This is a genomic window from Comamonas sp. C11 (assembly GCF_024496285.1).
Lineage (GTDB): Bacteria > Pseudomonadota > Gammaproteobacteria > Burkholderiales > Burkholderiaceae_C > Comamonas > Comamonas testosteroni_F.
Genome location: NZ_CP101743.1, coordinates 4,067,880 through 4,084,254, shown reverse-complemented (window position 1 = coordinate 4,084,254; position 16,375 = coordinate 4,067,880). Strand labels below are relative to the sequence as shown.

Below are 16,375 nucleotides of genomic sequence, written 5' to 3'. Positions count from 1 at the left end.
GAGTCTCGGCCTTGTTGGCAGCGCTTAATCGGCTGGCTGCTGTTTCGCGGCTGCAGCTGCGGCGCGCAGCTTGTCCTTCTTGCTGGGTCTGCGACCCTTGATACCTCCGTTGCCATCTTGTGCAACCGGCGGTGGAGGCACGGCTTCGGTGGGCTCAAAGCCCTGAATTTGCTCCAGAGCGATTTCGAGCTGGTTGCGCTTGCAGATCAGTTTCCAGTGTGCGGTTTCTGCGGGGGGAACAAAGGTAATAGCGGAACCCACATGTCCTGCGCGACCCGTGCGGCCAATTCTATGAATATAGTCGGCGGCCGAGCGGGGCAGGTCGTAGTTGATGACCGTGGGCAGCTGTGCGATATCGATGCCGCGCGCGGCCAGGTCGGTGGTGATGAGCAGTTGCCAGCGCTTGGCCTTGAACTGGTCGAGCACGTCCTTGCGCGCACCCTGGCTCATATCGCCGTGGAAGGTGGTGGCGTAGATGCCTGCCTTGTAGAGCTTGTCGGCCAGCATTTCGGCGGTGTGGCGCTTGGCGACAAAGACCAGGGCTCGCTCCCATTCGGGCTGGTTCTCGCCCTCCTTGACGAGCAGGCGCAGCAGCTGGGTGCGGCGGGTGCTGTCCACGGCAATGGCGCGCTGGCTGATGTTCTCGGGGCTGGTCGAGTGCTCGGCGGCTTGGTCGGCATCGACCTGCACGCGAACGGGGTCGTGCAGCAGGCGGGTGGCCAGCGCCTCCACGTTCTGCGGGAAGGTGGCTGAGAACAGCAGGGTCTGGCGTTTGGCGGGCAGCAGGGCCAGCACGCGGTTGAGCTCTTCGGCAAAGCCCTGGTCCAGCAGGCGATCGGCCTCGTCCAGAACCAGATGCTGCACCGCGTTCAGGCGCACGGCATTGTGTTCCACCAGATCCAGCAGGCGGCCCGGTGTGGCGACCAGAAAGTCGGCGCTGCCACGCAGCTGCATCATCTGCGGGTTGATGGAGACACCGCCATAGACCACGCGGCTGCGTGGTTGCTCACGCAGCTGGCGTGTGATGTCGCTCAGGCTTTCATGAACCTGCAGGGCCAGCTCGCGCGTAGGCACCAGAATCAAGTTGGCCAGCGGCCGCACAAAGCCGGTGTGGCCGCGCTTTTGCGCCAGCCAGGTCTGCAGCAGGGGCAGCAGATAGGCCATGGTCTTGCCCGAGCCCGTGGGCGCGCAGGCCCAGAGATCCCGCCCGGCCAGCACGGCGGGGATGGCCTCGGTCTGAATCGGCGTCGCGTCGCGCAGACCCAGATCGAGTGTGGCATCCAGAAGCTCGGCGCGCAGGCCTAGGGGGGCAAAAGACATAGAAGAATCAATAGCGGTGTGCAGGAGGCGCATTGTGCGGGAATTGCCGCGTCGCAGCGGGGCGCAGGGACAAGTGCGGCGGCAGGCTACATTCGGAGGATTCCAACCATAGAGGAGCGCAAATCATGATTCAGGCCACGCATCAAGCCATTGTCATGACGGAATACGGAGGCCCCGAGGTTCTGAAGATCGCCTCGGTCGCTTCGCAGTCACTGGCGGCCGGTCAGGTGCGCGTGCAGCACACGCGCATTGGCGTGAATTTTCATGATATCTATGTGCGCTCGGGGCTTTACAAGACGCTGGCACTGCCGGGCACGCCCGGCATCGAAGCCGTGGGGGTCGTGGTCGAAGTGGCGGAGGGCGTGACCCGCTTCAAGCAAGGAGACCGGGTCTGCTATGTCTCTGGCGCCTATTCCATCTACGCCGCCGAGCGCGTGATTGCGGCCGACGAGCTGATTGCCGTGCCCGATGACCTCAGCGACGCTCTGGTCGCATCCAGCCTGCTGCGCGGGCTGACCGCCGATGTGCTGCTGCACCGGGTGGCCCGGGTAAGTCAGGGCTCGCGGATTCTGGTGCAGGCCGCCGGTGGCGGCATGGGGCAGATTCTGAGCCAGTGGGCCACGCAGCTGGGAGCCATGGTGATCGGTACGGCGGGCAGCGATGCCACGGCAAAAAAGGCCGATCAGGCCGGCTGCGTGGAGGTGATCCGCTATCGCGGTGCGGGCGCCCAGGATGTGGCTGCGCGCGTGCAGCAGCTGACTGGCGGCGAAGGCGTGGATGTGGCTTATGACGGCGTGGGCAAGGACAGCTTTGACGCCTCGCTGGCCAGTCTCGGCATCGGCGGCCAGTTGGTGATGTACGGGCAGTCTTCCGGTCCGGTGCCGCCGCTGGAGATTGCGCGTCTGGCCGCGAAGTCGAACAGCGTGTGCCGGCCCATGGTGTTTCACTTCGTCAAAAAGCCCAAAGAGCGCGATGCCATGGCCACCCGCCTGTTCGAGGCGCTGCGCAAAAAGCATTTCCGCATGGACGAGCCTCAGGAGTTTGCGCTGCCCGATGCGGCGCAGGCCCACAGGCAGCTGGAGGCGCATGGCGCCCAGCAGCCCATTTTGCTCGTGCCTTGACGGGGGCCATCTGCGTCAGCGGTCTTGCTGCGCGCCGGCTTGGGGTCGTGGCAGATAGACCTCGTGCCACAGGCTGACTTTTCCATGCTCGTCAAAGCGCATGAGCAGCATGGCGACAAAGTGCTGGGTGCTGCCATCGGTCTTGGTGATGCATACATCCATGGAAAAGACCACGGAGTCCTCGTCGGCCGTGGTGTGCCGGATGTCGTAGCGAATGCCTTCCATGTCCAGCTTCATGCCTTCGAGAAATTCGCGATAGCTCTCGAGGCTGGCAGCATAGTGGCGGCCGTTAGGCTCGACCACGAATTGCTCGGCAAAGCACTCGGCGACCTGCTCGCGGCTCAGCGTGGTGTGACGGTTCAGGTGGCGCTGGTTCCAGTCGAGCACGGCATGGGCCAGCTCCAGATTGCGTTGTCGTTTTGCATGCATGGGAACGAGTATGAAAAATGGATGGCAGGACTTGCTCTGATTGCGGTTCAGGCACGGGCCATGAATTTCTATAGCGGCTAGCGCTTTGTATCAAAGGATACTGGGGTGATTTAAGGTTGAAATCAACCTGTGTCTTGCGTAACCAGCTATGGTTTTACCAAGGCTGAGGTCGATGGATCAAGTAAAAAAGCCCGCGGACTTTGCAGTCTGCGGGCTTTTTGCCACCATCGGGCCCGGAAATCCGGGCCTGGGTGCGCCGATCAACGCTGAGCGATAGGCTTGACGTCGCGCGACACGGAGCCGGTGAACAACTGGCGGGGACGGCCGATCTTGTACTCGGGGTCGGCCATTTGTTCGTTGAGCTGAGCGATCCAGCCCACGGTACGGGCCAGAGCGAAGATGCCGGTGAACAGGTTGACGGGGATGCCGATGGCGCGCTGCACGATGCCGGAGTAGAAGTCCACGTTGGGGTAGAGCTTGCGCTGGACGAAGTAGTCGTCTTCCAGTGCAATCTTTTCCAGCTTCTTGGCCAGGGCGAACAGGGGGTCGTTTTCCAGGCCCAGCTCGGCCAGGATTTCGTTGCAGGTTTCCTGCATCAGCTTGGCGCGGGGGTCGTAGTTCTTGTAGACGCGGTGGCCAAAGCCCATCAGCTTCACGCCGCTGGTCTTGTCCTTGACCTGTTCCATGAACTCGCCGACCTTTTCGATGCCGCCGTTGGCCTGGATGCCTTCCAGCATGTTCAGGCAGGCTTCGTTGGCGCCGCCGTGGGCAGGGCCCCACAGACAGGCCACGCCAGCGGAGATGGCGGCAAAGGGGTTGGTGCCCGAAGAACCGCACAGACGCACGGTGGAGGTCGAGGCATTTTGCTCGTGGTCGGCGTGCAGGATGAAGATGCGGTCCAGAGCGCGCTCAACCACGGGGTTGACCTTGTACTCTTCGCAGGGGTTGCCGAACATCATGCGCATGAAGTTGCCGGCATACGACAGGTCGTTCTTGGGGTACATGTAGGGCTGGCCCATACCGTACTTGTATGCCATGGCGACCAGAGTAGGCATCTTGGCGATCAGGCGGATCGCAGCGATGTTGCGGTGCTCTGGGTTGGTGATGTCGGTGCTGTCGTGGTAGAAGGCCGACATGCCGCCCACCAGACCGGTCAGCACGGCCATGGGGTGTGCATCACGACGGAAGCCGCGCAGGAAGAACTGCATCTGCTCGTTGACCATGGTGTGCTTGGTCACCAGCTCTTCGAAGTTGGCCTTTTCCTTCTCGTTGGGCAGCTCCCCGTACAGCAGCAGGTAGCAGGTTTCCAGGAAGTTGCAGTTCTTGGCCAGTTGTTCGATGGGGTAGCCGCGGTACAGCAGCTCGCCCTTGTCGCCATCGATGTAGGTGATGGCGGATTGGCAGGCGGCGGTAGAGAGGAAGCCCGGGTCATACGTGAACATGCCAGTCTGGGCATAGAGCTTGCGGATGTCGATCACATCCGGGCCGATATTGCCCTGGTACACCGGCATTTCCACACTGGGAGCGCCATTGCTGAAAGACAGCGTTGCTTTGTTGTCAGCGAGTTTCATTTCCAAACTTCCTTCTCTAGTTTGCCTAGCCTACTGGGGACAGTTACCGGGCTGGCGCTTGCGCACCATCTCCAGCACTTCCCTGACTTCTTGGGTATCGAGTTGTCCTTCAGGTTCCTTGCGACGCAAGAAAAGATCCATCAGGTCGTTGTCTGCCAGATCCATCAAGGCAGACAGGCCAGTCGCGTGTCTCCGCGTGAGCTGGCTTCCGTAGGTGGCGAAGAACTGCTCGATGAACAGATCGTTCTCAACCAGGCCACGGCGGCTGCGCCACCTCAGCAGGTCGCGCTCACGTTCGTCGAGCAGAGTATTCGTCATCAGCATCAGACGGTTCGACGAACCATCAGCTCCTTGATCTTGCCAATGGCTGCGGTGGGGTTCAGGTGCTTGGGGCACACGTCCACGCAGTTCATGATGGTGTGGCAGCGGAAGAGGCGGTAAGGATCTTCCAGATTGTCAAGGCGCTCGCCCGTGGCTGTGTCGCGGCTGTCCGCGATGAAGCGGTAAGCCTGCAGCAGACCGGCCGGGCCCACGAACTTGTCGGGGTTCCACCAGAACGAGGGGCAGCTGGTGGAGCAGCTGGCGCACAGAATGCACTCGTACAGGCCGTTGAGCTCTTCGCGCTCTTCGGGCGACTGCAGGCGCTCCTTGCTGGGCGAGGCATAGACATCGCTTTGCAGGTAGGGCTTGATCGAGTGGTACTGCTTGAAGAACTGGGTCATGTCCACGATCAGATCGCGGATGACGGGCAGGCCGGGCAGGGGCTTGAGAACGATGTCGCCCTTGAGGGTGTTCATGTTCGTCAGGCAGGCCAGACCGTTCTTGCCGTTGATGTTCATGGCGTCGGAGCCGCACACGCCTTCACGGCAGGAGCGGCGGAAGGCGATGGAAGGATCCATGGCCTTGAGCTTGACCAGGGCGTCCAGCAGCATGCGCTCGTGACCGTCCAGCTCCACTTGCACTGTTTGCATGTAGGGCTTGGCGTCTTTGTCCGGATCGTAGCGGTAGATTTTGAATGTGCGCTTCATTTTGATCTTCTCTCGTGGGCTGCTGAATTAGAACGTGCGGACCTTGGGAGGAACGCTGGCAACGGTCAGGGGCTTGAGGTTCACAGGCTTGTAGGTCAGGCTGTTGGTCGCGCTGTCCCACAGTGTGTGCTTGAGCCATTCCTTGTCGTTGCGGCCCAGGGGGAATTCGGCGTGGTCGGCAGGGTGCTCGTAGTCGTACACGGTGTGTGCGCCACGGCATTCCTTGCGGGCTGCGGCCGAGGTCATGGTGGCTTGTGCCACTTCGATCAGGTTGTCCACTTCCAGGGCTTCCATGCGAGCGGTGTTCCACACCATGGACTTGTCCTTCAGGGTCACGGAGCCGACCTTCTCGCGGATCGCATTGATCTTTTCCACGCCTTCGTCCATGCTCTTTTGCGTGCGGAACACGCCAGCATGAGTCTGCATGGATTGACGGATCTCGCCGGCGACGTCCTGGGCGTACGTGCCGTCCTTGGAGTCTTGCAGCTGGTTGAGGCGGGCCAGGGTGCGGTCAGCGCCGTCGGCGGGCACTTCGTGGTGAGCGCCGAAGCCGTTGACGAATTCCACGATGTGCTTGCCGGCAGACTTGCCGAAGACCAGCAGGTCCAGCAGCGAGTTGGTGCCCAGGCGGTTGGCGCCGTGCACGGACACGCACGAGCATTCGCCCACGGCGTAGAGGCCGTTGACCACATTGTTCTGCTGACCGTCCCAGACCACGACCTGACCGTTGATGTTGGTCGGGATGCCGCCCATCTGGTAGTGGATGGTGGGAACCACGGGAATGGGTTCCTTGGTGATGTCCACGTTGGCGAAGTTGTGGCCGATTTCTTCCACGGAAGGCAGACGCTTGCGGATGGTTTCGGCACCCAGGTGGTCCAGCTTCATCAGGATGTAGTCCTTGTTGGGACCGCAGCCGCGACCTTCCTTGATTTCCTGGTCCATCGAGCGCGACACGAAGTCACGCGGTGCCAGATCCTTCAGCGTGGGAGCGTAACGCTCCATGAAGCGCTCGCCTTCGCTGTTCAGCAAGATCGCGCCTTCGCCGCGGCAGCCTTCGGTCAGCAGCACGCCGGCACCGGCCACGCCGGTGGGGTGGAACTGCCAGAACTCCATGTCCTGCAGAGGAATGCCTGCGCGAGCAGCCATGCCCAGGCCGTCACCGGTGTTGATGAAGGCGTTGGTCGAAGCCTGGAAGATGCGGCCGGCACCGCCGGTGGCCAGCAGCACGGCCTTGGCGTGCAGCTCGTACAGGTCGCCGGTTTCCAGCTCCAGTGCGGTCACGCCGACCACATCGCCCTGGGTGTTGCGGATCAGGTCCAGCGCCATCCACTCCACGAAGAAGTTGGTCTTGGACTTGACGTTCTGCTGGTACAGCGTGTGCAGCATGGCGTGACCGGTACGGTCAGCAGCGGCGCAGGCGCGTTGCACGGGCTTTTCGCCGTAGTTGGCGGTGTGGCCGCCGAAGGGACGCTGGTAGATGGTGCCGTCGGCATTGCGGTCGAAAGGCATGCCGAAGTGCTCGAGCTCGATCACGACGTTTGGCGCTTCACGGCACATGAACTCGATGGCGTCCTGGTCGCCCAGCCAGTCGGAGCCCTTGATGGTGTCGTAGAAGTGATAGTGCCAGTTGTCTTCGCTCATGTTGCCCAGCGATGCGGACACGCCGCCTTGAGCAGCCACAGTGTGCGAGCGAGTGGGGAAAACCTTGGACAGCGAGGCGACGGACAGACCGGCGCGCGACAGTTCCAGCGCAGCGCGCAGGCCGGAGCCGCCGGCACCGACGATCACGACGTCAAACTTGCGCTTGGTGATATTTGCTTTGGAGTAGCTCATTCTTAACCTTCAATCGTGGAGACTGTGTCTCAATCAGAGACGCCACAGAACCTGGATGCCCCAGCCGATGCAGCCGACCAGCCAGACAATGGTGACCACTTGCAGTGCAAGGCGCAGGCCCACGGGTTTGACGTAGTCCATCCAGATGTCACGCACGCCGATCCAGGCATGCCAGCCCAGAGCCACGAAGAGGGCCAGGGTCAGAAACTTCATCCACTGGGGAGCAAAAATGCCGGCCCACTGCTCGTAGCCCACGGGGCCGCCGACCGTCAGAAAGCGCACCAGCAGCACAACGGTGTACAGCGCCATCAGGACGGCGGTAGAGCGTTGGGCCAGAAAGTCGCGGGTGCCATAGTGCGCACCGACAACGGTGCGCTTGGAGCCGTAATTCACGGACATGGTTGTTTCCTTATCGTGAGGTGTTATTGACTGGGCGCTGATCAGTACAGACCAAACAGCTTGGCGCCAAGCACCACGGTCAGGGCAACGCTGATGCACAGCACGACTGCGGCGGTGGATTTGCCGGTCTGCTTGTTCACGGCATGGTGGTTCACGTCCATCACCAGATGGCGGACACCTGCGCAGAAGTGGTGCAGATAGGCCCAGATCAGAGCCAGGCAGACAAGCTTGGCAAACCAGCCAAAGGGACCTGCGAATACCGACGTGAAGGAATCAAACGAAATTTCCGACGAGATCGAGTTGTCGAACATCCAGATGATGAACGGCAGCAGGATCGCCATCAGCAGGCCGCTGACGCGGTGCAGGATGGACACAATGCCTGCCAGGGGCAGGCGATAGGTCGGTAGGTCCGAGAAGAAGTTGATATTGCGGAACTCTGGCCGCTGTTTTGCTTTTTGCTCTGTCATGGCAGGGTACTTTCGTGGATGTAACTGCGTTGTAATCGCTAGTGCGAAGCGACACAAAATTCTATTGCAATGCAGCAGAATCCGTTAGCCGAATTTGCATAGCAGATGATTGGGCTCTGTTGCAATCAACGCTTTTACGGGGGGATTCAGTTCAAAGCATTGCGGTAATGATGGGTGTCGGTGCGGTACAGGCCGCGCCGTAACTCCATGGGAACATCGTTGTATGTGTAAGCAGTTCGCTCCACGCTGAGCAGCGGCGTGGTGCTGGGGATGTTCAGCAGCTGGGCTTGCTCGGCATCCGGCAGAACGGCGCGAATTTTCTCGTCGGCCCGCACCATGCGCACGCCATAGACCAGCTCGAACATGGCGTAGGTGGGGCCCTGGTAGCTGGACATCTGCTCCGCCGTCAGCCCCTTGAAGGCGTTGCCAGGCAGCCAGATGTCCTCCAAAATAGTCGGGATTGCGGCAAAGGACAGGGTGCGGCGCACATGCATCACGGCGTCGCCGGTGCGCAGGGCTAGGGCACGGGCCACTTCGGCGGGCGCGCGCAGGCGGCGGCACTCCAGGATGTGGCGCTCTGCGCGGCCTTCGCCCTGCAGGTCGCCGGCATCGGGGCGCAGATTCAGAAAGCGGTACTGCACCTGCTGGGCGGCGTGAGTGGCCACGAACGTGCCCTTGCCCTGGCGGCGCATGACCAGATTTTCGGCGGCCAGTTCATCGATTGCCTTGCGCACCGTGCCCTGGCTGACCTTGAAACGGGCTGCCAGCTCCATTTCACTGGGGATCAGTTCTCCGGGGCGCCATTCGCCAGCTTCCAGACTTTGCAGGATCAGGCCCTTGATCTGCTGGTACAGAGGACTGAAGGCCGGGGTGGAGACGCCGGCGCCACCGCTATGGCTGGCGTTGTTGTCCGGGGCTGTGTTGTGAGGGCTCGGCATAGTTGGTTTTGAAGGTATCGCCTCCGCGATGCGATGCACAAAAAACAGTCGATTTGACTCTGGTCGCTAAGTGAAGATCATATCTTATATAAGACATAAGACAAATTGACCGGGCTTTGATTTCAGCAGTACACTTGCCGCATGTTTGCGGAGCTTGCGCTACTGGTGGTTACGCTGGTGCAACCTGGCGCCCATAACATCTCACTTTTTTCCAATCTTGGAGTTTCACCATGAGCAAGAAGCCCGTCCGTGTCGCCGTTACCGGCGCAGCTGGCCAAATCGGTTACGCCCTGTTGTTCCGCATCGCCTCCGGCGAAATGCTGGGTAAAGATCAGCCCGTTATTCTGCAACTGCTGGAAATCCCCGACGAAAAGGCTCAAAACGCTCTGAAGGGCGTGATCATGGAGCTGGAAGACTGCGCCTTCCCCCTGCTGGCCGGCATCGAAGCCCACGCCGACCCCATGACCGCCTTCAAGGACACCGACTACGCTCTGCTGGTGGGCGCCCGTCCTCGTGGCCCCGGCATGGAACGTGCTGACCTGCTGGCTGCCAACGCCCAGATCTTCACCGCCCAGGGCAAGGCTCTGAACGCCGTGGCTTCGCGCAATGTCAAGGTTCTGGTTGTGGGCAACCCCGCCAACACCAACGCCTACATCGCCATGAAGTCGGCTCCCGATCTGCCTGCCAAGAACTTCACCGCCATGCTGCGCCTGGACCACAACCGCGCTGCTTCCCAGCTGGCTGCCAAGGGCGGCTTCAAGGTTGGCGACATCAAGAAGCTGACCGTGTGGGGCAACCACTCGCCCACCATGTACGCCGACTATCGCTTCGCCACCGTGGACGGCAAGTCCGTGAAGGAAGCCATCAACGACCAGGAATGGAATGCCAACGTGTTCCTGCCCACCGTGGGCAAGCGCGGCGCAGCCATCATCGCTGCTCGCGGCCTGTCGTCGGCTGCTTCGGCTGCCAACGCTGCCATCGACCACATGCGTGACTGGGCCCTGGGCTCCAACGGCGAATGGGTCACCATGGGCGTGCCTTCCAACGGCGAGTACGGCATCCCCGCCGGTATCGTGTTCGGCTTCCCCGTGACCACCACGGCTGACGGCGAATACAAGATCGTCGAAGGTCTGGAAATCGATGCCTTCTCGCAAGAGTGCATCAACAAGACACTGGCTGAGCTGCAAGGCGAGCAAGACGGCGTCAAGCACCTGCTGTAATCAGCGCAAAACCTATGCAAGACTGGAACCCTGCGCTGTATCTGCGCTTTGCCAATGAGCGCACGCGCCCTGCGGCAGAACTGCTGGCAAGAGTACCTTCCAGCTTGCATTCACCCGCTCGCAGCCTCCGCATCGTGGATCTGGGCTGCGGGCCGGGTAACTCCACCGAACTTCTGGTGGAGCGGTTTCCCGGCGCCGATGTGCTCGGTGTCGACAATTCCGAAGCCATGCTGGAGACTGCGCGCAAGCAGTTGCCGCAGGCCAGGTTCGAGGCCGGTGATATTGCCTCCTGGGCACCTGCCGAAGGCGAGCCAGCACCTGATTTGATCTATGCGAATGCCTCCATCCAGTGGGTGGGCGAGCATGAGAGCCTGATTCCACGTCTGTTTTCGCTGCTGGCACCTGGTGGCGTGCTGGCCGTGCAGATGCCTGACAACCGTCAGGAACCCTCGCACCGAAACATGCGCGAAGTCGCGCAGCTGCCCCGGTTTGTGGCGCACATCGGGGATGCGAGCAAGGTGCGTACCGAGATTTTGCCCATAGGGGTGTATTACGACCTGCTGGGGGCACCCCAGCCGGCTGCTCCCTCGAATGAGGCCGCGAGCGTGGATGTGTGGCACACCGTCTACCAGCATCCCATGGACTCGGCCGCAGCGATTGTGCAGTGGCTCAGCAGCACGGGCCTCAAGCCTTTCGTGGAAGCTTTGCCCCGGGAGCTGCAGGCCGAGTACCTGGCCGAGTATCAAAGCCGCATCGATGCGGCTTATCCGGAGCGAGCCGACGGCAAGCGTCTGCTGGCTTTTCCCCGACTTTTCATGGTGGCTCAGCGCAAGTCATGACGAAAGAACTGCTTCATCCCGCCACCGTGCTTCTCGATGCCCAGGGTGGCGCTCAGCGTCTGCCCGTCTGCGATCACTACAGCGGCGTGGAAGCGCGCATGCGCAAAAGCCTGCAGCTGCAGGCCGAGATGATGCAGGAGTTCGGCACCTGCGTGTTCGACGTGACGCTGGACTGCGAGGACGGCGCTCCCGTCGGCCGGGAGGCCGAGCACGCGCGTCTGGTGGTCGAGCTGGCGAATGGAGCGGCTCGAGGCGCGCGCGTGGCGGCCCGGGTGCATGCGGTGGAGCATGCTCATTTCCAGGCGGACATGGACATCATCGCCGGCGGCGCGGCAGACAGGCTCTGCCACATCATGATTCCCAAGGTGGAGTCTGTGGATGACGTCATCAAGGCGCAAGCAGCCCTGCAGCGCGCGACAGACAAGCGTGTGCCGCTGCATGTCTTGATTGAGTCTCCTGCTGCCGTGCAGCAGGCCTTCGACATCGCCGCACATCCGGCCGTGCAAAGCATTTCCTTCGGGCTGATGGATTTCGTCTCGGCCCATGGCGGGGCCATCCCCGCGTCCGCCATGACGGCACAGGGCCAGTTCGAGCATCCGTTGGTCGTTCGTGCCAAGCTGGAGATCGCGGCAGCCTGCCATGCCCATGGCAAGGTGCCGTCGCACTGCGTTGTCACTGAATTCAGGAATCCTGACGCTTTGGGCGCTTGTGCGCAAAAAGCCTCGCGTGAGCTTGGCTACACACGCATGTGGAGCATTCATCCTGACCAGATTCGCCCGATTCTGCGTGCATTTGCGCCAGCCGAAGACGAAGTTCTACAGGCGGCACAAATACTTACCTCTGCAGCGGTGCAGAATTGGGCGCCCATCAGTTTTGGTGGTGTACTACACGACCGCGCGAGCTACCGCTATTTTTGGCAGTTGCTGGAGCGCGCTCACCAGACGGGGCAGGTCTTGCCGGTTGAAGTTCAACCCTGGTTTGCCCCGGCCTCAATCCGTTGAACTCATAACAAGTCTGCAGGAGCTAATTCCTATGAAGACCCTGATCGCCACTTTGATGATTGCCGCTCCCCTGGTCGCAATCAGCCACTCTGCCGTGGCAGAAACCGCTCCCAAGGCCAAGGCTGCCGCCGCCAAGAAGGCTCCCGCCGCCAAGAAGGCAACCACTACTTCCAAGAAGGGCAAGGCTGCCGCTGCCGTAGCTGCAGGTGGCGCGGGTGCTGCCGCCGCCGTGGCCGCCGGCCCGGCTTCCGCCGCACTGGGCACGGAAGAGCTGGCCGTGGCCGAGCGCGTGCACAAGGGCCGCATTGCCTGCGAGCTGGGCGCCTATGTGAACGTGAACGCCGACGCAGCCAACCCCGGTTACTTCATCGTGGACGGCCGTGGCTTCAAGTACCACATGTCTCCCGTCAAGACTTCCACGGGCACCGTGCGCCTGGAAGACAAGGCGGCCGGTGCCGTGTGGCTGCAGATCGCCAACAAGTCCATGCTGATGAACCAGAAGGCCGGCCAGCGTCTGGCGGATGAGTGCATGAGCCCCGAGCAGCAGCAAGTGGCCGAAGCCATCCGCAAGAACCCACCTCCCAGCCTGCTGGACAGCAAATAAGTCTGGCGAGGCTGAGGGCTGGCGTATCGCACATGCGCCAGTCCTGTAATTCGCGCTCCACGCGCAGCCTTTTTCAAAAAACCATTGGAGAGAACCCATGTTGAAAGCCTACCGTGACCATGTGGCAGAACGCGCCGCACTGGGCATCCCCCCGCTGCCTCTGGATGCCAAGCAGGTCGCCGACCTGATCGAGCTGATCAAGAATCCACCCGCTGGTGAAGACGCATTCCTGATGGATCTGCTGACTCATCGCGTGCCGCCCGGTGTGGATGATGCAGCCAAGGTCAAGGCTTCCTTCCTGGCTGCCGTGGCTCACGGCGACCTGAAGGTGGGTCTCATCTCCAAGGCCAAGGCCACCGAGCTGCTGGGCACCATGGTGGGTGGCTACAACGTGCACCCCCTGATCGAGCTGCTGGACGATGCCGAAGTGGCCGGCGTGGCTGCCGACGCGCTGAAGAAGACATTGCTGATGTTCGACTTCTTCAACGACGTGGCCGACAAGGCCAAGGCCGGCAATGCCAAGGCCAAGGAAGTGATGCAAAGCTGGGCCGATGCCGAGTGGTTCACTTCGCGTCCCAAGGTCGAGGAAAAGATCACCGTCACCGTCTTCAAGGTGCCCGGCGAGACCAATACCGACGACCTGTCGCCCGCTCCCGACGCCTGGAGCCGTCCCGATATTCCTCTGCACTACCTGGCCATGCTCAAGAACACGCGTCCCGACGCGGCGTTCAAGCCCGAAGAAGACGGCAAGCGCGGCCCCATGCAGTTCATCGAAGACCTGAAGAAGAAGGGCCACCTGGTTGCCTACGTGGGTGATGTGGTCGGTACCGGTTCTTCGCGCAAGTCCGCCACCAACTCCATCATCTGGGGCACGGGCGTGGACATTCCCTTCGTGCCCAACAAGCGCTTTGGCGGCGTGACGCTGGGCGGCAAGATCGCTCCCATCTTCTTCAACACGCAGGAAGACTCCGGCGCCCTGCCCATCGAAGTCGATGTTTCCAAGCTGGAGATGGGTGACGTGATCGACGTGCTGCCCTACGCCGGCAAGATCGTCAAGAACGGCGAAACCGTGGCTGACTTCCAGCTCAAGTCCGACGTTCTGCTGGACGAAGTGCAAGCCGGCGGCCGTATCAACCTGATCATCGGTCGCTCGCTGACAGCCAAGGCTCGCGAAGCCCTGGGTCTGCCCGCATCTACCGTGTTCCGCCTGCCCCAGGCGCCCGCTGCCTCCACGGCTGGCTTCACGCTGGCCCAGAAGATGGTCGGCCGCGCCTGCGGTCTGCCCGAAGGCCAGGGCGTGCGCCCCGGTACCTACTGCGAGCCTCGCATGACCACCGTGGGTTCGCAGGACACCACCGGCCCCATGACCCGCGATGAACTCAAGGATCTGGCTTGCCTCGGCTTCTCCGCCGATATGGTGATGCAGTCCTTCTGCCACACGGCGGCTTACCCCAAGCCCGTGGACGTGAAGACCCATCGCGAACTGCCCAACTTCATCAGCAACCGCGGCGGCGTGGCCCTGCGTCCTGGTGACGGCGTGATCCACAGCTGGCTCAACCGCCTGCTGCTGCCCGACACCGTGGGTACCGGCGGTGACTCGCACACCCGTTTCCCCATCGGCATCTCCTTCCCCGCAGGCTCCGGTCTGGTGGCCTTCGGCGCCGCTACCGGCGTGATGCCTCTGGACATGCCCGAATCCGTGCTGGTGCGCTTCAAGGGCGAAATGCAGCCTGGCGTGACCCTGCGCGATCTGGTGCATGCCATCCCTCTGTACGCCATCAAGCAAGGTCTGCTGACTGTGGCCAAGGCTGGCAAGATCAACGAGTTCTCGGGTCGCATCCTGGAAATCGAAGGTCTGCCCGATCTGAAGGTCGAGCAGGCATTCGAGTTGTCCGACGCATCTGCCGAGCGCTCTGCCGCCGGTTGCACGATCAAGCTGAACCCCGAGCCGATCAAGGAATACCTGACATCGAACATCGTTCTGATGAAGAACATGATCGCCGACGGTTACGCCGACGCCAAGACCCTGCAGCGCCGTATCGAGAAGGTCGAAGCATGGCTGGCCAAGCCCGATCTGCTGGAAGCCGACAAGAACGCTGAGTACGCTCACGTCATCGAAATCGACATGTCCGACATCAAGGAACCCATCGTTTGCTGCCCGAACGATCCCGATGACGCCAAGACCCTGTCTGACGTGGCCGGCGCCAAGATCGACGAAGCCTTCATCGGTTCCTGCATGACCAACATCGGTCACTTCCGCGCTGCAGCCAAGCTGCTGGGCGGCCAGCGCGACATCCCCGTCAAGCTGTGGGTGGCTCCTCCCACCAAGATGGACCAGGACGAGTTGATCAAGGAAGGTCACTACTCTGCCTTCGGCACTGCCGGTGCACGTACCGAAATGCCCGGCTGCTCGCTGTGCATGGGCAACCAGGCCCAGGTGCGTGAAGGTGCGACTGTCATCTCGACTTCCACTCGTAACTTCCCCAACCGTCTGGGCAAGAACACCAATGTGTATCTGGGCTCGGCCGAGCTGGCGGCCATCGCTTCGCGTCTGGGTTACCTGCCTTCCAAGGAAGAGTACCTGAAGGAAATGGGCGTGATCGATGCCGACAAGGCCTCCGTCTACCGCTACATGAACTTCAACGAAATCGCCGAGTACGCTGAAGTGGCGGCCAAGATCTAAGCGCTCAGGCGCCAGATGACAGGGCCTTCAGGGGCCCGAACCCCAAAAGCCCGCAGGATGCAAGTCCTGCGGGCTTTTTGCTTTTCAGGCCCTGCGCCGGGCCTGCAGCCGCTGCAGCGCCTGCTGTGTCTCGGCATTTGCGGGAAAGAACGATTCGACGGCCAGCTCCTGCAGTGTCACGTCCACGGGCGTGCCGAAGATGGTGATGGTGCTGATGAAGCTCAGTGTGCCCAGATGGGTGTGCAATTCGAAGGGGACGGCGATGGGGCTGGGCAGAGGGGAGTCATTGTCCTTGGTGAACGGGTAGGCTGCAATCTCGTCATGAAGCATCTGCAGCTCGCTGTCTGCCGTGGCCGCGATCTGTTGCTGCAGGCGGTGCAGCAGATGGGCGCGCCACTGCGCGGAATTGGCCAGGCGTGGACCCAGCCCCTCGGGGTGAAGGCTCAGGCGCAGAACATTCACGGGTGGCTCCAGCAGCCAGGGTGCCACGCCGTCCAGCAGCAGCGGCACGACGGCATTGGCGGCCACCAGGTTCCAGTGTCTGTCCACGGCCAGGGCAGGGCTGGGCTCGTGGCCCTTGAGTACCAGCTCCACGGCTTGGCGCGCGGCCGCCAGATCGGGGTGGTCCAGGGGGCGGGCCTGGTACATGGGGGCAAAACCTGCAGCCACCAGTAGTGCATTGCGCTCGCGCAGCGGCACCGACAGGCGTTCGGCCAGGCGCAGCACCATTTCGCGGCTGGGTTGGGCGCGGCCTGTTTCCACATAGCTCAGGTGGCGCGTCGAGATCTCGGCCTCCAGTGCCAGTCCTTGCTGGCTCAGCCGGCGGTGCTGGCGCCAGTGGCGCAGGTGTTCGCCAAACGGCGCGCGTGCGCCAAGTGGCATAGGCGAGGCATGAAAGGAGGGCGCGGTGCTGGAGTTCATG

At 61.9% G+C, this 16,375-nt stretch carries 16 protein-coding genes; 6 read left to right on the top strand and 10 right to left on the bottom strand.

Annotation, left to right across the window (positions count from 1 at the left end; genetic code table 11):
• Positions 1–24: 24 nt before the first annotated feature.
• A complete protein-coding gene (locus NOX35_RS18690) occupies positions 25–1,320 on the bottom strand; it encodes a DEAD/DEAH box helicase (RefSeq protein WP_182283635.1) in 1,296 nt (431 codons plus the stop codon).
• A 125-nt stretch (positions 1,321–1,445) separates the two neighbouring features.
• Between NOX35_RS18690 and NOX35_RS18685 the strand changes: the two genes are divergently transcribed.
• Positions 1,446–2,441 carry a quinone oxidoreductase gene (locus NOX35_RS18685; RefSeq protein ID WP_256494298.1) on the top strand — a complete coding sequence of 332 codons (996 nt, stop codon included), beginning with the start codon at positions 1,446–1,448 and terminating at the stop codon, positions 2,439–2,441.
• Positions 2,442–2,456: 15 nt separating this feature from the next.
• On the opposite strand, the gene NOX35_RS18680 is transcribed toward NOX35_RS18685, so the two are convergent.
• The 8 genes from NOX35_RS18680 to NOX35_RS18645 all read right to left on the bottom strand — a co-directional run bounded on the left by NOX35_RS18680 (position 2,457) and on the right by NOX35_RS18645 (position 9,106).
• Positions 2,457–2,870 carry a nuclear transport factor 2 family protein gene (locus NOX35_RS18680; protein ID WP_182283633.1) on the bottom strand — a complete coding sequence of 138 codons (414 nt, stop codon included), beginning with the start codon at positions 2,868–2,870 and terminating at the stop codon, positions 2,457–2,459.
• A 260-nt stretch (positions 2,871–3,130) separates the two neighbouring features.
• Positions 3,131–4,441, bottom strand: coding sequence for a citrate synthase (locus tag NOX35_RS18675; protein WP_003063579.1), 1,311 nt, complete (start codon positions 4,439–4,441; stop codon positions 3,131–3,133).
• A 30-nt stretch (positions 4,442–4,471) separates the two neighbouring features.
• The gene (locus NOX35_RS18670; protein ID WP_003053208.1) at positions 4,472–4,765 is read right to left on the bottom strand and encodes a succinate dehydrogenase assembly factor 2; all 294 of its coding nucleotides are present in this window, start codon (positions 4,763–4,765) and stop codon (positions 4,472–4,474) included.
• On the bottom strand, positions 4,765–5,469 hold the full coding sequence (locus NOX35_RS18665; RefSeq protein ID WP_003053210.1) for a succinate dehydrogenase iron-sulfur subunit: 705 nt from the start codon (positions 5,467–5,469) through the stop codon (positions 4,765–4,767). Before NOX35_RS18665 ends, NOX35_RS18670 begins: the two co-directional genes overlap by 1 nt.
• A 27-nt stretch (positions 5,470–5,496) precedes the next feature.
• Positions 5,497–7,302, bottom strand: coding sequence for a succinate dehydrogenase flavoprotein subunit (gene sdhA / locus NOX35_RS18660; protein ID WP_012839256.1), 1,806 nt, complete (start codon positions 7,300–7,302; stop codon positions 5,497–5,499).
• Positions 7,303–7,335: 33 nt separating this feature from the next.
• Entirely contained in the window at positions 7,336–7,701 is a 366-nt protein-coding gene (sdhD, locus tag NOX35_RS18655; RefSeq protein ID WP_003063575.1) for a succinate dehydrogenase, hydrophobic membrane anchor protein, read from the bottom strand.
• Positions 7,702–7,742: 41 nt separating this feature from the next.
• Complete coding sequence (gene sdhC / locus NOX35_RS18650) at positions 7,743–8,168, bottom strand: succinate dehydrogenase, cytochrome b556 subunit (RefSeq protein WP_003063573.1); 426 nt, start codon at positions 8,166–8,168, stop codon at positions 7,743–7,745.
• Between the two features lie 146 nt (positions 8,169–8,314).
• Positions 8,315–9,106: a GntR family transcriptional regulator gene (locus tag NOX35_RS18645; protein WP_182283632.1), complete on the bottom strand. Its 792-nt coding sequence runs from the start codon at positions 9,104–9,106 to the stop codon at positions 8,315–8,317.
• A 230-nt stretch (positions 9,107–9,336) separates the two neighbouring features.
• Between NOX35_RS18645 and NOX35_RS18640 the strand changes: the two genes are divergently transcribed.
• The 5 genes from NOX35_RS18640 (at position 9,337) to acnB (ending at position 15,453) form a co-directional block, all read left to right on the top strand.
• Entirely contained in the window at positions 9,337–10,326 is a 990-nt protein-coding gene (locus NOX35_RS18640) for a malate dehydrogenase (RefSeq protein ID WP_003063568.1), read from the top strand.
• Positions 10,327–10,340: 14 nt separating this feature from the next.
• Positions 10,341–11,165 (top strand): trans-aconitate 2-methyltransferase, encoded by an 825-nt coding sequence (gene tam / locus NOX35_RS18635; RefSeq protein WP_182283631.1) that lies wholly within the window; start codon positions 10,341–10,343, stop codon positions 11,163–11,165.
• Positions 11,162–12,166 carry a CoA ester lyase gene (locus NOX35_RS18630; protein ID WP_182283630.1) on the top strand — a complete coding sequence of 335 codons (1,005 nt, stop codon included), beginning with the start codon at positions 11,162–11,164 and terminating at the stop codon, positions 12,164–12,166. The genes tam and NOX35_RS18630 overlap by 4 nt, the downstream gene beginning before the upstream one ends.
• Before the next feature lie 31 nt (positions 12,167–12,197).
• Entirely contained in the window at positions 12,198–12,770 is a 573-nt protein-coding gene (locus NOX35_RS18625) for a hypothetical protein (RefSeq protein WP_256494290.1), read from the top strand.
• A gap of 97 nt (positions 12,771–12,867) precedes the next feature.
• A complete protein-coding gene (gene acnB, locus NOX35_RS18620; RefSeq protein WP_182283628.1) occupies positions 12,868–15,453 on the top strand; it encodes a bifunctional aconitate hydratase 2/2-methylisocitrate dehydratase in 2,586 nt (861 codons plus the stop codon).
• A gap of 84 nt (positions 15,454–15,537) precedes the next feature.
• Here the strand turns inward: acnB and NOX35_RS18615 are convergent, their stop codons facing one another.
• Complete coding sequence (locus NOX35_RS18615) at positions 15,538–16,374, bottom strand: helix-turn-helix domain-containing protein (RefSeq protein WP_182283627.1); 837 nt, start codon at positions 16,372–16,374, stop codon at positions 15,538–15,540.
• Position 16,375: the final 1 nt, after the last annotated feature.